This window comes from Nocardia sp. NPDC041819 (assembly GCF_055590505.1).
Genome location: NZ_JBVJAP010000003.1, coordinates 467,181 through 481,321, shown reverse-complemented (window position 1 = coordinate 481,321; position 14,141 = coordinate 467,181). Strand labels below are relative to the sequence as shown.

At 67.3% G+C, this 14,141-nt stretch carries 18 protein-coding genes; 6 read left to right on the top strand and 12 right to left on the bottom strand.

Annotation, left to right across the window (positions count from 1 at the left end; all coding sequences use genetic code 11):
- The first annotated feature begins 3 nt into the window (after positions 1–3).
- On the top strand, positions 4–1,041 hold the full coding sequence (dmpG, locus tag ACZ6DL_RS13950; RefSeq protein WP_466051096.1) for a 4-hydroxy-2-oxovalerate aldolase: 1,038 nt from the start codon (positions 4–6) through the stop codon (positions 1,039–1,041).
- A 156-nt stretch (positions 1,042–1,197) separates the two neighbouring features.
- On the opposite strand, the gene ACZ6DL_RS13945 is transcribed toward dmpG, so the two are convergent.
- From ACZ6DL_RS13945 to ACZ6DL_RS13935, 3 genes are all read right to left on the bottom strand, one after another.
- A complete protein-coding gene (locus ACZ6DL_RS13945; RefSeq protein ID WP_466051094.1) occupies positions 1,198–1,761 on the bottom strand; it encodes a YdeI/OmpD-associated family protein in 564 nt (187 codons plus the stop codon).
- Positions 1,762–1,841: 80 nt separating this feature from the next.
- Positions 1,842–2,246: a hypothetical protein gene (locus ACZ6DL_RS13940; protein ID WP_466051092.1), complete on the bottom strand. Its 405-nt coding sequence runs from the start codon at positions 2,244–2,246 to the stop codon at positions 1,842–1,844.
- Entirely contained in the window at positions 2,243–2,518 is a 276-nt protein-coding gene (locus ACZ6DL_RS13935; protein ID WP_396980739.1) for a type II toxin-antitoxin system Phd/YefM family antitoxin, read from the bottom strand. The genes ACZ6DL_RS13940 and ACZ6DL_RS13935 overlap by 4 nt, the downstream gene beginning before the upstream one ends.
- A gap of 155 nt (positions 2,519–2,673) precedes the next feature.
- On the opposite strand from ACZ6DL_RS13935, the gene ACZ6DL_RS13930 reads away from it, so the two are divergent.
- Positions 2,674–3,531, top strand: coding sequence for a 3-hydroxyacyl-CoA dehydrogenase (locus tag ACZ6DL_RS13930; protein ID WP_466051090.1), 858 nt, complete (start codon positions 2,674–2,676; stop codon positions 3,529–3,531).
- A gap of 129 nt (positions 3,532–3,660) precedes the next feature.
- On the opposite strand, the gene ACZ6DL_RS13925 is transcribed toward ACZ6DL_RS13930, so the two are convergent.
- From ACZ6DL_RS13925 to hsaA, 6 genes are read right to left on the bottom strand one after another with little or no spacing between them, the layout of a single operon-like run.
- Entirely contained in the window at positions 3,661–4,038 is a 378-nt protein-coding gene (locus tag ACZ6DL_RS13925; protein WP_466051088.1) for a DUF5615 family PIN-like protein, read from the bottom strand.
- On the bottom strand, positions 4,035–4,307 hold the full coding sequence (locus ACZ6DL_RS13920) for a DUF433 domain-containing protein (protein WP_466051086.1): 273 nt from the start codon (positions 4,305–4,307) through the stop codon (positions 4,035–4,037). Before ACZ6DL_RS13920 ends, ACZ6DL_RS13925 begins: the two co-directional genes overlap by 4 nt.
- Before the next feature lie 47 nt (positions 4,308–4,354).
- Entirely contained in the window at positions 4,355–4,927 is a 573-nt protein-coding gene (hsaB, locus tag ACZ6DL_RS13915) for a 3-hydroxy-9,10-secoandrosta-1,3,5(10)-triene-9,17-dione monooxygenase reductase subunit (protein ID WP_466051084.1), read from the bottom strand.
- 20 nt (positions 4,928–4,947) lie between these two features.
- Positions 4,948–5,853: an iron-dependent extradiol dioxygenase HsaC gene (gene hsaC, locus ACZ6DL_RS13910; protein ID WP_357119877.1), complete on the bottom strand. Its 906-nt coding sequence runs from the start codon at positions 5,851–5,853 to the stop codon at positions 4,948–4,950.
- Complete coding sequence (gene hsaD / locus ACZ6DL_RS13905) at positions 5,853–6,731, bottom strand: 4,5:9,10-diseco-3-hydroxy-5,9,17-trioxoandrosta-1(10),2-diene-4-oate hydrolase (protein ID WP_466051082.1); 879 nt, start codon at positions 6,729–6,731, stop codon at positions 5,853–5,855. Before hsaD ends, hsaC begins: the two co-directional genes overlap by 1 nt.
- A gap of 9 nt (positions 6,732–6,740) precedes the next feature.
- Positions 6,741–7,904 carry a 3-hydroxy-9,10-secoandrosta-1,3,5(10)-triene-9,17-dione monooxygenase oxygenase subunit gene (hsaA, locus tag ACZ6DL_RS13900; protein ID WP_063049346.1) on the bottom strand — a complete coding sequence of 388 codons (1,164 nt, stop codon included), beginning with the start codon at positions 7,902–7,904 and terminating at the stop codon, positions 6,741–6,743.
- A 198-nt stretch (positions 7,905–8,102) separates the two neighbouring features.
- On the opposite strand from hsaA, the gene ACZ6DL_RS13895 reads away from it, so the two are divergent.
- The 3 genes from ACZ6DL_RS13895 (at position 8,103) to ACZ6DL_RS13885 (ending at position 10,695) form a co-directional block, all read left to right on the top strand.
- Entirely contained in the window at positions 8,103–9,374 is a 1,272-nt protein-coding gene (locus tag ACZ6DL_RS13895; protein WP_466051080.1) for a Rieske 2Fe-2S domain-containing protein, read from the top strand.
- Positions 9,374–9,706, top strand: a complete 333-nt coding sequence (locus ACZ6DL_RS13890) for a hypothetical protein (RefSeq protein ID WP_393234345.1) — start codon at positions 9,374–9,376, stop codon at positions 9,704–9,706. Before ACZ6DL_RS13895 ends, ACZ6DL_RS13890 begins: the two co-directional genes overlap by 1 nt.
- 170 nt (positions 9,707–9,876) lie before the next feature.
- On the top strand, positions 9,877–10,695 hold the full coding sequence (locus ACZ6DL_RS13885) for an MBL fold metallo-hydrolase (protein WP_466051077.1): 819 nt from the start codon (positions 9,877–9,879) through the stop codon (positions 10,693–10,695).
- Positions 10,696–10,701: 6 nt separating this feature from the next.
- Here the strand turns inward: ACZ6DL_RS13885 and ACZ6DL_RS13880 are convergent, their stop codons facing one another.
- Both ACZ6DL_RS13880 and ACZ6DL_RS13875 read right to left on the bottom strand, forming a co-directional pair.
- Positions 10,702–11,112, bottom strand: coding sequence for a cupin domain-containing protein (locus ACZ6DL_RS13880; RefSeq protein ID WP_466051076.1), 411 nt, complete (start codon positions 11,110–11,112; stop codon positions 10,702–10,704).
- A 7-nt stretch (positions 11,113–11,119) separates the two neighbouring features.
- The gene (locus tag ACZ6DL_RS13875; protein WP_466051074.1) at positions 11,120–12,190 is read right to left on the bottom strand and encodes a saccharopine dehydrogenase NADP-binding domain-containing protein; all 1,071 of its coding nucleotides are present in this window, start codon (positions 12,188–12,190) and stop codon (positions 11,120–11,122) included.
- A gap of 94 nt (positions 12,191–12,284) precedes the next feature.
- Between ACZ6DL_RS13875 and ACZ6DL_RS13870 the strand changes: the two genes are divergently transcribed.
- Positions 12,285–13,202, top strand: coding sequence for an AraC family transcriptional regulator (locus tag ACZ6DL_RS13870; RefSeq protein ID WP_466051072.1), 918 nt, complete (start codon positions 12,285–12,287; stop codon positions 13,200–13,202).
- A gap of 136 nt (positions 13,203–13,338) precedes the next feature.
- On the opposite strand, the gene ACZ6DL_RS13865 is transcribed toward ACZ6DL_RS13870, so the two are convergent.
- On the bottom strand, positions 13,339–14,091 hold the full coding sequence (locus ACZ6DL_RS13865; RefSeq protein ID WP_466051071.1) for a DUF427 domain-containing protein: 753 nt from the start codon (positions 14,089–14,091) through the stop codon (positions 13,339–13,341).
- Positions 14,092–14,141 lie beyond the last annotated feature (50 nt).

The following is a 14,141-nucleotide window of genomic DNA, read 5'->3' as shown; positions in this document are numbered from 1 at the left end:
GACATGGCCTACTCAGCAGAACTCGACATCCGCGTCACCGACACCTCGCTGCGCGACGGATCCCACCACAAGCGCCACCAGTTCACCGCCACCGAGGTCCGTGACATCGTGGCCGCGCTCGACGGCGCGGGCGTCCCGGTCATCGAAGTGACCCACGGCGACGGCCTCGGCGGCTCGTCGTTCAACTACGGCTTCTCCAAGACGCCGGAGCAGGAACTGGTCACCATCGCGGCCGAGACGGCGAAGCGGGCGAAGATCGCCGTGCTGATGCTGCCGGGCGTCGGGGTGAAGGAAGACATCAAGATCTCCCAAGACAACGGCGCGTCCATCTGCCGCATCGCCACCCACTGCACCGAAGCCGACGTGTCGATCCAGCACTTCGGCCTGGCGCGCGAACTCGGGCTGGAGACCGTCGGGTTCCTGATGATGTCGCACACTCAGCCGCCGGAGGTGCTGGCCAAGCAGGCGCGCATCATGGCCGACGCCGGATGCCAGTGCGTCTACATCGTCGATTCCGCCGGAGCGCTTGTGCTGGAACAGGTGTCCGACCGGGTCGCGGCGGTGGTCGCCGAACTCGGTGACGACGCCCAAGTCGGCTTCCACGGCCACGAGAACCTCGATCTGGCCGTCGCCAACTCGGTCTACGCCATCCGCGCGGGCGCCACCCAGATCGACGGCAGCGCGCGTCGTTTCGGCGCGGGTGCGGGCAATACGCCGGTGGAGGCGCTGGTCGGGGTGTGCGACAAGCTGGGCGTCAAGACCGGCATCGATTTCTTCGCCATCGCCGACGCCGCCGAAGACGTCGTCCGCCCCGCCATGCCGCAGGAATGCCTGCTCGACCGTCAGGCCTTGATGATGGGTTACGCGGGCGTCTACTCCAGCTTCCTCAAGCACGCCGAACGGCAAGCGGAGCGCTACGGCGTGTCGGCCGCCGAAATGCTCGTCCGCGCGGGCAAGCGCAAGCTCGTCGGCGGTCAGGAGGACCAGCTCATCGACATCGCGCTGGAATTGCAGCGGGAGAAGGCGACCGTCTCCGCCTGACCATCCGGACAACGCGGGCCGCGAACGGAAGCACCGTTCGCGGCCCGGTCCGCCCAGAAAGCCGAGTTGTGTGTCGGTGGCAACGTACGCGTGTGGCTCGGGCTAGTCGGCGGAGTTTTTTCGAACGGCGTCATCTATGTCCACGTGTCGCGACTGTCATCCGCTCAACTCCGCGACGATCCGGCGCAGCTGGGTGGCGCGCTCGGCGGACGTCCGCGCCTTCATCAGCCGCAGGAACACCGCGTACCGCGCAGTGCGGTCGAGTTGGTCGAAACGGGCTCGTGCGCGGGTGTTCTCGGTGAGAGCGGCGGTCAGATCGCCGGGGCAGGTGGCGGTGCGCTGGGGCGCGTAGGCGGCCTGCCAGCGGCCATCGGACCGGGCGGCGGCGATGGCGGCGAACCCGGATGAACGCATGCGTCCGGCGGCGATCAGCGCTTCGGCTTTGGCGACGTTGACTTGCGACCAAGGACTCTTCGAACGCCGCGGCGAGTATCGCTGAAGGTAGTGGTCGGCGTCGAGGCCGCGGCGGTGACTGTCGATCCAGCCGAAGCACAGCGCGCCGTCGAGCGCCGCGCCGTTGCTGATCGTCGTGCCCGCCGCGCCCTTCTTGGCGATCTTCAACCAGACGTCGGCCGCCCGGTGGTGATTGGCTGCGAGCCACTCCTCCCATTGCGCGATGTCGGCGCAAACCAGGATTCCTGCTTCATCCAACTGACCCACGGGGCCCTCCCAAGATGCGGTGCTGTCGTTACACCTCATCCTCCAACCCGAAGTGCTCATCATCTGAGCACTTTGGTGCGCTACACCGCGACGACCTCGAGCATGCTTTCCAGTCCGCGGAAATCTGCGCTGTTGCGGGTGTACAGAGGTAGACCCCGTGCTGACGCGATCGCCGCGATGAGCAAGCCCATCCGGCGGGGCCGCGGGTCACGTTTCGCGGCCAGAGTGAGTGCTACCAGGGTGCCGTAGCGTGTCGCGGCGTCTTCATCGAAGGGCAATGGATCGAAATCCACGATGGCGGCGCCGAGTTGCTCGGATCGTGCTGCCCGAGTGGCGGTGTCTTTCGCCATGGCGACGCCCTGGTGCAATTCGGCCAGCGTGATCGCCGTGATCTCGGGTAACTCCGGCAAAGAAGCAGGATCGAGTGCGTACAGGTCGATGTAGGTGCAGGTGTCCAATACCCCCGATGCGTGCCGCTCGGTCATGAAGGTGAGCCCCAAGCATCGTCGTCGCCGACTCGATCTTCCGTTCCGAAGAAGTCGTCGGCTTCCTGTCGCATTCGGGTGTAGTCGACCCGCGGCAGTTTGCGATGCCGTTCGACGAGTTCTTCTGCGGTACGGCGGCGCTGTCGGCCGACCGGCCGGACCTCGGCAACCTCGACGCCATTGCGGGTGACGCGGAAGGTCTCCCCGGCCTCGACCGCATTCATCACCGCCGCTGAATTATTGCGGAACTCGCGCTGCGTGATCACCTTCATGACGACATTGTAGCCAAATGTAGCACATGGGGCTACACGCTGTTCGCCGAAGACCCCACGCGGGTGGCGCCGGTACGTTGAACCCGTGGCGGCGGTGATCGTGAGGTCGCCCAGATCGTCGCGGCCTTCTTCGCGACAGTCGAGAGGAGAAACGAATGACCATCGATATCGGTAAGGTGACCGTACTCGGCACCGGGGTACTGGGCTCCCAGATCGCCTTTCAGACCGCCTTCCGCGGTTTCGAGGTGACGGCATACGACATCGACGACAAGGCGCTGGCAGCGGCTAGGGAGCGACTCGCCAAGCTCGCGGCGGTCTACCGCGAGCAGGTGCCCGGTGGCGGAGACGGCAAGGCGGAGCAGACCGCCGCCGGCATCACGCTGAGTTCCGATCTGGCTCGGGCGGTGCAGGACGCGGACCTGGTCATCGAGGCCATTCCCGAGGTGCTGAGCATCAAGCAGCAGACGTATGAGGAGCTCGGCCGGGTCGCGCCGGAGCGCACTATCTTCGCCACCAACTCCTCCACATTGCTGCCCAGCGCCATGAAAGACTTCACCGGCCGCCCGGACCGGTTCCTCGCGCTGCATTTCGCGAATCAGGTGTGGCATTTCAACACGGCCGAGATCATGGGCACGGCCGACACCGACCCGACCGTGTACCGAGCCGTGGTCGACTTCGCCTCGAAGATCGGCATGGTGCCGATCGAAATCCACAAGGAGAAGGCCGGTTACGTCCTGAACTCACTGCTGGTGCCGTTGCTCAACGCGGGTATGAGCCTGGCGGCGGGCGGCTATGCCGATCCCGAGGCGGTGGACAAGACCTGGCAGATCGGCACCGGCGCACCGGCGGGGCCGTTCCGCATCCTCGACATCATCGGTCTGACCACGCCGTACAACATCCTGGTCAACAACGAGGACGCGGACTCCCAACGGCTGGCCAAGTGGTTGAAGGAGAACTACATCGACAAGGGCAAGCTCGGCATCGCCACGGGCGAGGGCTTCTACAAGTACTGACCGGCGGGGCGCCGAGCACCGCGGACTATGGAGGCGTCGAAGTGACAGCGCTTACCGGGGGTGCGTCATGACTCGGACCGTAATCGACCTCGATCCTGGCCCCCCCTACCACGGATCGAGTCAGCTCGGTCAGCGCTGACTGTCTGTTTCGCTGTCGGTATGTCCGACCAGCCGGTCACGACCCATTTCCACTACGGCGCACGTCTTCAACAGCGGCACGATCTCGTAAAGATGCGTTGTGCACAGCTCGAGCAGCGCCGCGTTGGTGATGTTCCCGGTGGCGATGATGAGCAGCGACCGAGGGGACCCGCGCAGGACATGGCTGACCCAGAAATCGCGGTCTTTCGTCACGACCACACGGTCTTCTCGATCCGCTCGCATAGCGATCTGATGATCCGTAGTGCGATTTCCGAGCAGGAAGTCGGAAGTATGCACCGCATCGTGACCCGCCTCGGACAACAGCGTGGCGAGCCGACGCGGCAGCTGCGCATCGACCAGGAATTTCACGCCGCGTCGAAGGGGATCGTGGTCCGTTGCGCAGTCACCACGGCAGCGTATTCGAGCGCTGCCAGAATGTCCTCATGCTCTAGCTCCGGATAGTCGCCCAAGATCTCATCGGGCCGCATCCCCGAGGCGAGCAGTTCCAGCAGCATCTCGACCGGATACCGCAAACCCCGCACCACGGGCTTACCGTGGCAAATTTCCGAGTCCGTGGTGATACGGCCTAGTAGCGACATGACTCTACTGTATCCATTGCCCTCGATCAGTGCGTCCATTGCCGATCCCGGCGCGGGCGAAAGGCGTGAACTGCACTGGATCGCAGCTACAACCAGGTATCCAACGTCGTCGTCGTGAGGAAGTGCTCCAAGTCGGCGCGCCAGGGGGCCGGGGTGGTCTTCTCCGGTTCGATGGCGGTGTACTGGCCGCGGTAGAACAGCAGGGGGCGGCCGGTGGTGGTCGTTTCGGAGAGGGCATGGACCCGGCCGATCACGATGTAGTGGTCGCCGCCGTCCACCACGCTGTCGACGGTGCACTCGATGGTGGCGAGGGCCTCGTCCAGGACCGGGAGGTCGCGGTCGGAGGTGTGCCACGCCGCGCCGGCGAACTTGTCGGGTTCGCGGGAGCCGAAGCGGGCGCACAGTTCGCGCTGCTGTTCGGCCAGGACGTTCACGCAGAAACGCCCGGTTTTCTCGATCGCCGCCCAGGACCGGGACGCCTTGGTGGGGCAGAACAGCACCAGGGGCGGTTCGAGGGAGAGGGCGGCGAACGACTGGCAGGCGAAGCCGACCGGGGCCTGATCGCCGTCGAAGGTGGTGATCACGGTGATCCCGGTGCAGAACTGCCCCAGCACATTCCGGAACTGCCGTGGATCGATCCCGGATCCGTCCGCGGTCATCGTTTCGCTCGCCCTCTCGGTCACTGCTGCCGCTGTCCGACGGTGAAGTCGTGGCCCCACAGGCTCACCGCGGTGGATTCCCGCGCGATCCAGTCGTGGTCGTCCACTTCCAGGCCCTCACAACCGAATTCGACGTCGAATCCGCCCGGAGTCTTCATGTAGAAGGAGAGCATCTTGTCGTTGACGTGCCGTCCGAGCGTCGCCGACATCTTGACCTTCTTGCGCAACGCGCGGTCCAAGGCCAGCCCCACGTCGTCGGCGTTCTCCACCTCGATCATCAGGTGCACGATGCCGCTCGGCGTCGGCATGGGCAGGAAGGCCAGCGAGTGGTGGCGCGGATTGCAGCCGAAGAAACGCAGCCAGGCCGGCTCGCCGTCGGCCGGGCGCCCGACCATCTGCGGTGGCAGCCGCATCGAGTCGCGCAGCCGGAAGCCGAGCACGTCGCGGTAGAACTCCAGCGCCGCCTTGTCGTCCTTGGTGCTGAGCACCACGTGCCCGAGCCCTTGCTCCTCGGTGACGAACTTGTGCCCGTAGGGGCTGACCACCCGGCGATGCTCCAGCGCCGCGCCGTGGAACGCCTCCAGGGTGTTGCCGGAGGGGTCGTCGAACCGGATCAGCTCGTACACCCGGCGATCGGCCAGTTCGGCGGCGGTGCCCTCCTTGAAGGGCACGCCCGCCGCGTCCAGCCGGTTGCGGATGTCCTGCAGCTCTTCGGCATTGGCGGTTTCCCAGCCCGAGATCTGCAGCCGGTCCTTCTCGCCGGGGACGATCACCAGCCGGGCCGGGAACTCGTCCATGCGCAAGTACAGCGCGCCGGGGTGGGCGCCTTTGCCCTCGACCATGCCGAGGACCTTCAGGCCGTACTCCCGCCAGGCGGCCATGTCGGTCGCCTCGATGCGCAGATATCCCAGTGAACGGATGCCCATCACTTCTCCTTGACGCCCGCGAGGAAATCGATCGCGAGCCGGTTGAATTCGTGGAACTTCTCCAGCTGTGCCCAGTGTCCGCATCCGCCGAAAACATGCAACTGCGCCCTGGGGATCACCTTGGTCGCCACCAGCGCGCCGTCGAGCGGGTTGACCCGGTCCTCGCGACCCCAGATCAGCAACACCGGCTGGCGCAGCTTGTAGGCGTCGCGCCAGAGCATGCCCTTCTCGAAGTCCGCGCTCGCGAACGACTTGCCCATCGCCCGGGTCGCGGCCAGCGCCTCGGGCGTGCTCGCCGAGGCGAACCGCTCGTCGATCAACTCATCGGTGATCAGCGACTGGTCGAAGACCATGATGCGCAGGAATGCCTCCAGGTTCTGCCTGGTCGGCTCGTAATTGAACTTGGAAAGCAGCTTCACGCCCTCGGTCGGGTCGGGCGCGAACAGATTGGTGCTCAACCCGCCCGGACCCATCAGGATCAGCTTGCCTGCCCGATCCGGGTAGTCCAGCGCGAACCGGACCGCCGCGCCGCCGCCGAGCGAGTTGCCCAGCAGGTGCACCCGCGTGGTGATCTCCAGGTGGTCGAGCAGATCCTTGAGGGCCGAGGCGCTGTGCACGAAGTACTGCGGATGCTCGGTCGGCTTGTCCGAGCGGCCGTAGCCGGGCTGGTCCACCGCGATCACGTGGAAGTGCTCGGCCAGCACCGGGATGTTGCGCGCGAAGTTCGACCACGAGGACGCGCCGGGTCCGCCGCCGTGCAGCAGGACGATCGTCGGCCCGTTGCCCACGCCCGCTTCGTGATAGTGCAGCCGCAGGTCGGGCCGCACCTGCGCGTAGCGCGAGGTCGATTCGGCGGTGAGTTCCGCGGTAGAGGTCACGCCGTCCTCCTAGACCATGCCGTCGGTGACGGGCAGGCCGAACTCGTGGGTGCCGTACATCAGGTACGCGCGCTCGGGATCGTTGGCAGCGTGCACCCGGCCCGCGTGCGCGTCGCGCCAGAAGCGTTGCAACGGCGTGCCGTTCGCCAGCGCGGTGGCCCCGGAGCTCTCGAACAACTTGTCGATCGCCGCGATCGAACGACCGGTCGCGCGCACCTGGTCGCGCCTGGCCCGCACGCGCAGGTCGAACGGGATCTCCTCGCCCGCCACCAGCAGCGCGTACTCGTCGGCGACGTTGCCCGACAGCTGCCGCCACGCGGCGTCGATATCGCTGGCCGCCTCCGCGATGCGCACCTTGGCGAACGGATCCTCCTTGGCCTTCTCGCCCGCGTAGGCCGCGCGCACCCGCTTGCCCTGGTGCTCGACGTGCGCCGCGTAGGCCCCGTAGGCCATGCCGACGATCGGGGTGGAGATGGTGGTGGGATGGATGGTGCCCCAGGGCATCTTGTAGACCGGGTCCGGATTCTGTTCCAGGCCGGGCGACTTCAGCTCGCTCATGGCACGGAAGCTGAGGAACCGGTGCGACGGCACGAAGACGTCCTTCACCACGACGGTGTTGGAACCGGTGCCGCGCAGGCCGACGACGTTCCACACGTCATCGATGCGGTAGTCGTCGCGCGGGATGAGGAAGCTGCCGAAATCCACCGGCTTGCCGTCCTTGATCACCGGGCCGCCGAGCACCGCCCAGGTGGCGTGATCGCAGCCCGACGACCAGGCCCACGCGCCGTTGACCAGGTAGCCGCCGTCGACGACCGTGCCGGCGCCCATCGGTGCGTAGGAGGAGGAGATCCGCACTTCGGTGTCCTCGCCCCAGACGTCCTCCTGCGCCTGCTGCGCGAACAGCGCCAGGTGCCAGTTGTGCACGCCCACAATGCCCGCCACCCAGCCGGTGGACCCGCACGCACTGGCGATCTTGCGCACGGTGTCGTAGAAGACCACCGGATCGGCGGCGTGACCGCCCCACTGCTTGGGCTGGAGCAACCGGAAGAAGCCGGTCTCCTGCAACGCCTTCATGCTTTCGTCGGGGATGCGCCGCAGGTCCTCGGCCTCCTGTGCGCGTTCGCGCAACGTCGGCAACAGCGCTTCGACCCGTTCGGTCACTTCTTGCGTCATCTCGGGACCTGCTCCTGCCTGGTCGGTTGATGTCCGAAATCTCATTTGCCTCTGAGACTAGAACAGGTTCCTATTTATGTCGAGAACCGGTGTTCACCCCCACCCGGACATGCGCTCATGCAGGAAGTGAGGTGAATCGCTGGCGTCTAGGGCGTCAATTTTGTAACGTGTTCTAGTACAGAAGGAGGAGGAATCGCGATGGCAGTTACCCCACCGCCGCCGAGCGACGGGCCCGGAGGCGGCAGCGTGCGTCACCACGAAGGGCCCCGGGAGGCGGCTCAATCGACGCGGAGCGGTGCGAAGGTCCGGGAGCTGGATGTCGGCACCGCACCGACCCGGTATGCGCGGGGATGGCATTGCCTGGGTCTGGCCAAGACGTACCGGGACGGCAAGCCGCACGCGGTGGACGTCTTCGGCACCAAGCTCGTCGTCTGGGCGGACAGCAACGGTGAACTGCGGGTGCTCGACGCCTACTGCAGGCACATGGGCGGCGACCTGAGCATGGGCGAGGTCAAGGGCGACGACATCGCCTGTCCGTTCCACGACTGGCGCTGGTCGGGCACCAACGGCAAGTGCACCGCGATTCCGTACGCGCGCCGGGTGCCACCGCTGGCGCGCACCAGGAAGTGGACCACGCTGGAGCGCAACGGCCAGCTGTTCGTCTGGCACGACCACGAGGGCAGCCAGCCGCCGCCGGAAGTCACGATTCCGCATATCGAGGGTCCTTACACCGACGCGGACGGCAACCCCACCGAGCAGCTCGACAGCGGCTGGACCGACTGGACCTGGAACTCCATGCTGATCGAGGGCGCCAACTGCCGCGAGATCATCGACAACGTGGTCGACATGGCCCACTTCTTCTACATTCATTTCGCCTTTCCGACGTACTTCAAGAACGTCTTCGAGGGGCACATCGCCACCCAGTTCCTGGAGACCAAGGGCAGGCCGGACATCGGTATGGCCTCCAAGTACGGCGGTGACACGCTGCTCAAGTCCGAGGCTTCCTACTTCGGGCCCTCGTACATGATCAACCCGCTGATCAACATCTACAGCGGTTACGAGGTGAAAAGCGTCCTGATCAACTGCCACTACCCGGTCACCCAGGACTCCTTCGTCCTGCAATGGGGCATCACGCTGGAGAAGCCCAAGGGCGTCGAGGGCGAGATGGCGACCAAGCTGGCGGAGAAGATGACCGAGGGCATCAGCGTCGGCTTCCTGCAGGACGTCGAGATCTGGAAGCACAAGTCCAAGGTCGAGAATCCACTGCTGTGCGAGGAGGACGGGCCGGTCTACCAGCTGCGTCGCTGGTACGACCAGTTCTACGTCGACCTGGCCGACGTCACCGAGAAGATGACCCAGCGTTTCGAGTTCGAGGTGGACACCACCAAGGCGAACGAGGCGTGGGAGGCCGAGGTCGCCGAGAACCTGCGGCGCAAGCGCGAGTCCGAGGAAGCCGAGGCAAGCGTCTGATGTCGGCCACCTGGGCGAAGGCACCCGATTTCGCCGACCAGCCCGCTCGGCGAGCCGAAGTGCGCGCCCAGACGGTGGTCGACCAGCAGCGCTACCTGGAGGACGGCCTGACCCCGCTGCGGTGTCAGGCCTGCCAGAGTCAGGTGCTGGTGCGCAAGAGCAGCCCGCACCAGACCTCGGTGCAGTGGACCGGCGATCCGGCCGAGCGCTGCCCGGTTTTCGCCGAACTCAGTGCGAGCGGTCACGGGCCGGGCCGCCCCGACTCGTGTCCGAACCTCGAGCGCACCATCGCCTGGGCCGTGGACGAGGGCGTGCTCGAAATCCCCGAGTAGGCGGGGTTTTCGGGGGCGGTCGGCGCGGGTCGGTTTGCCCGCCGATCGCCGTGGCGGTGACCGTGCTGTCGCGGGCGAGTCGTGCTCGGGCTACGTTGACGGGAACAAAAAGGACCTTCGTGCCGGAACGGACCGCGTTCGATCCGGCGCCGTAGGAGGGAGTTTCCGCGATGCTGGTGCGGCATCTGGACTGCGCGACCATGTGCCCGGTCGGCGGGCGCGCGCTGCTGGGCAGCGGTGGGCTGCTGACCGGCGGGCTGGTCGGCCATTGCCTGCTCGTCGAATCCGATGACGGGCTGGTGCTGGTGGACACCGGGTTCGGCATGGCCGACGTGCTCGACCGCGGCCGGCTCGGTGCCGGCACCGCGCAACTGCTGCGACCCCGGCTGCGTCCGGAACTCACGGCGCTGCACCAGATCCGCGGGCTCGGCTATCGGCGCGAGGATGTCCGGCACATCGTGCTGACCCATCTCGATATCGATCACGCCGGGGGGCTGTCCGACTTCCCCGACGCGACAGTGCACGTCTTCGCCGACGAACTCGACGCGGCGATCCAGCGTCCCACCCTCGGGGAGAAACTGCGTTACCAGCCGCGCCAGTGGGAGCACGGCCCACGCTGGCTTGCCCACGAAACCGGCGCGGACACCTGGTTCGGCTTCACCGCCGTCCCGGTGCTCGAGGACATCATGTTGATTCCGCTGGTCGGGCACACCCGCGGGCACAGCGGCGTCGCGGTCCGGCAGAGCGACGGGTGGTTGCTGCACTGCGGTGACGCCTATTTCCACCACCGGCAGCTGGCGGCGGGAAGGTCGCGCCCGCCGGTCGGGCTCGGCGTCTTCGAGGTCCTCGCGAGCACGCTGGGCCGCGAGCGGGTGGAGAATCTGGAGCGGCTGCGCACGCTGCGCGCCGACCACGGTGACCGGGTGCGGATGTTCAGTGCCCACGACCCGCACGAACTCGCCCAATTCGCCACCGTGCCGGTGCGCTGAACCCGCTCAGTCCAGCCGGAAGTCCGCGAAGTCGAATCCCGGCGCGACGATGCAGCTGACCAGCGCGTATTCCGCGCCGGCCGGTCGCGCCGACTGGCTGACGCCACCCGGCACCACGGCCTGGAGCGCCTGACCGCGCTCCAGGTCGGGGCCGAGGATCACCACCTCGCCGCCGATGTCCAGCGCCAGCGGCCCGCCGCGATGCCAGAGCCACAGCTCGTCGGAGCGCACGGTGTGCGGGGCCGACCGCTCGCCCGGCAACAGCAGGAAATGGATCGCCGTGGCGGCGGCGCGCGGGCCCGGGTAGCCCTCCGGGGTGAATTCCACCGGGCTGCGCCAGGTTTCGCGATACCAGCCGCCCTCCGGGTGCGGCGCGAGATCGAGTGCGACGGCGAGCGGCGGCCGGTTGTCGGTCATCGTTCGACTATGCCCGATCACCGGCGCGATCGGTTTCCTCGATACGCCAGGTGATGCCGAAAGGAGCGAGCGCGTCGAGGAAATCGGTCGCGTCGAACGCCTCAGCGGCCGCGAGTGCCCCCGGTGCGGCGGCGCCCTCGGTCAGCCGGACGGCTGTCTCCACCGCCATCAGCGCCGAATCGCGGTAGGAGTCGACGCCGCTGAGCACGCCCCGGACGCGATGTCCGTCCGCGCCGAACGCGTCGACGACGAGGTCGTAGCGCAGGTCCGCGCTGGGCGCGTCGGGTAGCGCGTCGATCAGTTCGGCGGTGAACCCGCTGAGCGTGTCGAGGATCGAGGTGGCGAGGACGCCTTCGACGTAGGAGACCTCCGAGTGCCGGGGAATGGTGAGGACGGGGGGCTGCGGAAATTTCGCGACCGCCGTCGGCTCGGTGTGGCCGGGGAAGGTGATCTTGTCGTGGCGCGCGGTAGCGCCGGTGCGCAGTTCGCCATCGGCGTAGTGCCAGCCACCGCCGCGGAACCAGTCCAAGCTGGCGAAGACCGTCTTGGCGCTGCCTTTCGAACCGTTGCCGCCGCTGTTGCTCAGGTGGCTCAGCACCACCTCGGCCGGGCCGGTCACCCGGCGCGTGGTGAGGTGAGCGAGTAGATCGCCGGGGAGATTGCTGTCGGTGATGCCGGAGACCACGGTGACGCCCGCCGCCGCCGCGCGCGGGCCGAACTCGTCGAAGACCCGCTTCAGGAACAGTTGCTCGCCGGACATGTCGGTGTAGTGGGCACCGGCCTCGATGGCCGCGGCGAGCACCGCCGAGCCGTGCTCCACGTAGGCGGGCAGGCTGCTGATCACCGCGTCGGCTCCGGTGAACGCGGTGACGAGGGCCGCGTGGTCGGTCAGATCGGCCACCCGGACATCGGCGCCGGGCAGATCCACCGCATCGGCGGCGGCGCGGATGCGATCGGCATCCCGGCCGACCAGGATCGGAGCGAGGTTGCGGCGGCGCAGTTCCTCGAGCAGGTAGCCGCCGGTGTGTCCGGTGGCGCCGTAGACGGCGATGACGGGGGAGGCTTTGGTTGATGTCATGAGAACGAATCTATTGCCATCCGTCGAGTAGACCAATGCTAGTAAAGCGCAATAGTTTGTCTTAAACGCTCACGGTAAGAGTTACGGTTTACAAGTGGACATCCTCAGCGAAGCCATCGCGGCCATCCGCACCGGCAGCCCCGCCTCCGGCCTGTTCATCCGGCACGCCCCGTGGGGCCGCCGGTATCCCGTAGTGCCCGGCGCGGGTTTCCACGTCGTCTTGCAGGGCTCCTGCTGGGTGGTGCCGACCGGCGGCGAGCCTATGGCGCTCGGTGTGGGGGACGTGTTGTTCATGCCGCGCGGGGCCGACCACGACCTGGTGGACAGCTTGGACAGCCCGGTCACCGAGACCGCGCTGCCCGGCGAACCCAGGGAGATCGTCGGGCCCGGCGTCCGGACCGCGCTGCTGTGCGGCGCCTATGAACTCGGACGCGGGCGCAGCCACCCCATCCTCGACGAGCTGCCCGAGTTCATTCATCTGCCCGCGCGTCCGGGGCGTCATCCGGCGCTGCGCGGCGCCGTCGACCTGCTCGCCGCGGAGATCGCCGAGCCGCGTCCGGGCAGCGACGCGGCCGTGCCCGCGATCCTCGAGACGTTGCTGCTGTTCATCCTGCGCGCCTGGTTCGACGAGCAGGCCGACGTGCGATCCTCCGGCTGGGCAGGCGCTTTCGCCGACCCCGCGGTGGCCGCGGTGCTGCGCGCCGTGCACGAGCAGCCCGCGCGAGCATGGACCGTGACGGATCTCGGTGACATCGCGGGCGTCTCCCGCGCGACCCTCGCCCGGCGCTTCACCGCGACGGTCGGCGAACCGCCACTGTCCTACGTCACCCGCTGGCGCATGCTCACCGCCGCCCGCCTGCTCCGCGATACCGACAGCAGTCTCGGCGCCGTGGCTCGCCGGGTCGGCTACACCTCCGAATTCGCTTTCGCGAAAGCCTTCAAGCGCGAATACGGCTTGGCGCCGGGGCAATACCGCCGCGTGGGTGAGAACACGCCTCTGGTCGCGGTGTGACCGACCTGTCCGCACTCAGGTGTGTGAGGGGCGCCGTCCTGCCCGACCGGACCATGGGGTCGGCCCGGCGCGGACCGAAGCCGCCGCGCACGCATGCCCGTTCGTGCGCGAACGGGCATGCGGGCTGTCACTGAACTCAGCTGAACGGCGAGCGGGGGCGTTCCTGAAGTTCACCGTCCACGTAGATGTCGACCTTCTCGTTGTAGAAGCAGACCAGCCCGGCGACCTTCTGGCTCTCCGGAAGCGGCGTGCGGTAGCCCCACACGTAGTCGGGGTACTCCTCGCCCTCGACGCGGACGGTCCAGTAGTCGGCGGTGCCCTTGTACGGGCAGCTGGTGTGGGTGGCGGACGGGTGCAGCAAGTCCATGCGGACGTCGGTCATCGGCAGGTAATACCGCGCGGGCAACCCGGTTTCGAAGAGGATGCGCGGCGTCCGCGAGTCGGCGACGGTGACGCCGTCGATCTCCACCCGCACATGCCGTGAGCTGGCCAGGATGTCGACGCGCGAGTACGGGTTGCGCGGATGGACGTAGGTCGGCTCGTCCTCCTCGAACCACTCGTCCATCGCGTTCCACTCCAACCGCACCAGATCGCGCAATTCGGTGAGCGGCGAGTCGTGATATCGCAGCGCAGCGCCGCCCGCCGTGGTGCCGTCGACCATGACGTCATAGACGGTCGCGTCGCCGCGGCTGGCGGAGTGCTGGGTATGTCCGTTCGGTTCCAGTTTCGCGCGCAGATCCGCGACCGGCAGGTAGTAGGCGGGATAGTGCGGGTTCTCCCACACGAGCACCGGTCGCGCGCTGTCGGCCACGAGATGACCGCCCAGATAGACGCGCACCCGCTTCTGACTGGTCTCGACGCTGACGCGGCCCCGCTTCGCTTCGGTCATATTTCTCGACCGTACTCCTCGCACCGGCGGGCGCCAGGGGTGGAAACGCC

Excerpts from the sequence above, each read along its gene's own strand:
- dmpG (WP_466051096.1), top strand. The coding sequence starts at position 4 with ATGGCCTACTCAGCAGAACTCGACATCCGCGTCACCGACACCTCGCTG.
- ACZ6DL_RS13940 (WP_466051092.1), bottom strand. The coding sequence starts at position 2,246 with ATGACCGAGCGGCACGCATCGGGGGTATTGGACACCTGCACCTACATC.
- ACZ6DL_RS13935 (WP_396980739.1), bottom strand. The coding sequence starts at position 2,518 with ATGAAGGTGATCACGCAGCGCGAGTTCCGCAATAATTCAGCGGCGGTG.
- ACZ6DL_RS13930 (WP_466051090.1), top strand. The coding sequence starts at position 2,674 with ATGACCATCGATATCGGTAAGGTGACCGTACTCGGCACCGGGGTACTG.
- ACZ6DL_RS13920 (WP_466051086.1), bottom strand. The coding sequence starts at position 4,307 with ATGGACGCACTGATCGAGGGCAATGGATACAGTAGAGTCATGTCGCTA.
- hsaB (WP_466051084.1), bottom strand. The coding sequence starts at position 4,927 with ATGACCGCGGACGGATCCGGGATCGATCCACGGCAGTTCCGGAATGTG.
- hsaC (WP_357119877.1), bottom strand. The coding sequence starts at position 5,853 with ATGGGCATCCGTTCACTGGGATATCTGCGCATCGAGGCGACCGACATG.
- hsaA (WP_063049346.1), bottom strand. The coding sequence starts at position 7,904 with ATGACGCAAGAAGTGACCGAACGGGTCGAAGCGCTGTTGCCGACGTTG.
- ACZ6DL_RS13895 (WP_466051080.1), top strand. The coding sequence starts at position 8,103 with ATGGCAGTTACCCCACCGCCGCCGAGCGACGGGCCCGGAGGCGGCAGC.
- ACZ6DL_RS13890 (WP_393234345.1), top strand. The coding sequence starts at position 9,374 with ATGTCGGCCACCTGGGCGAAGGCACCCGATTTCGCCGACCAGCCCGCT.
- ACZ6DL_RS13885 (WP_466051077.1), top strand. The coding sequence starts at position 9,877 with ATGCTGGTGCGGCATCTGGACTGCGCGACCATGTGCCCGGTCGGCGGG.
- ACZ6DL_RS13880 (WP_466051076.1), bottom strand. The coding sequence starts at position 11,112 with ATGACCGACAACCGGCCGCCGCTCGCCGTCGCACTCGATCTCGCGCCG.
- ACZ6DL_RS13875 (WP_466051074.1), bottom strand. The coding sequence starts at position 12,190 with ATGACATCAACCAAAGCCTCCCCCGTCATCGCCGTCTACGGCGCCACC.
- ACZ6DL_RS13865 (WP_466051071.1), bottom strand. The coding sequence starts at position 14,091 with ATGACCGAAGCGAAGCGGGGCCGCGTCAGCGTCGAGACCAGTCAGAAG.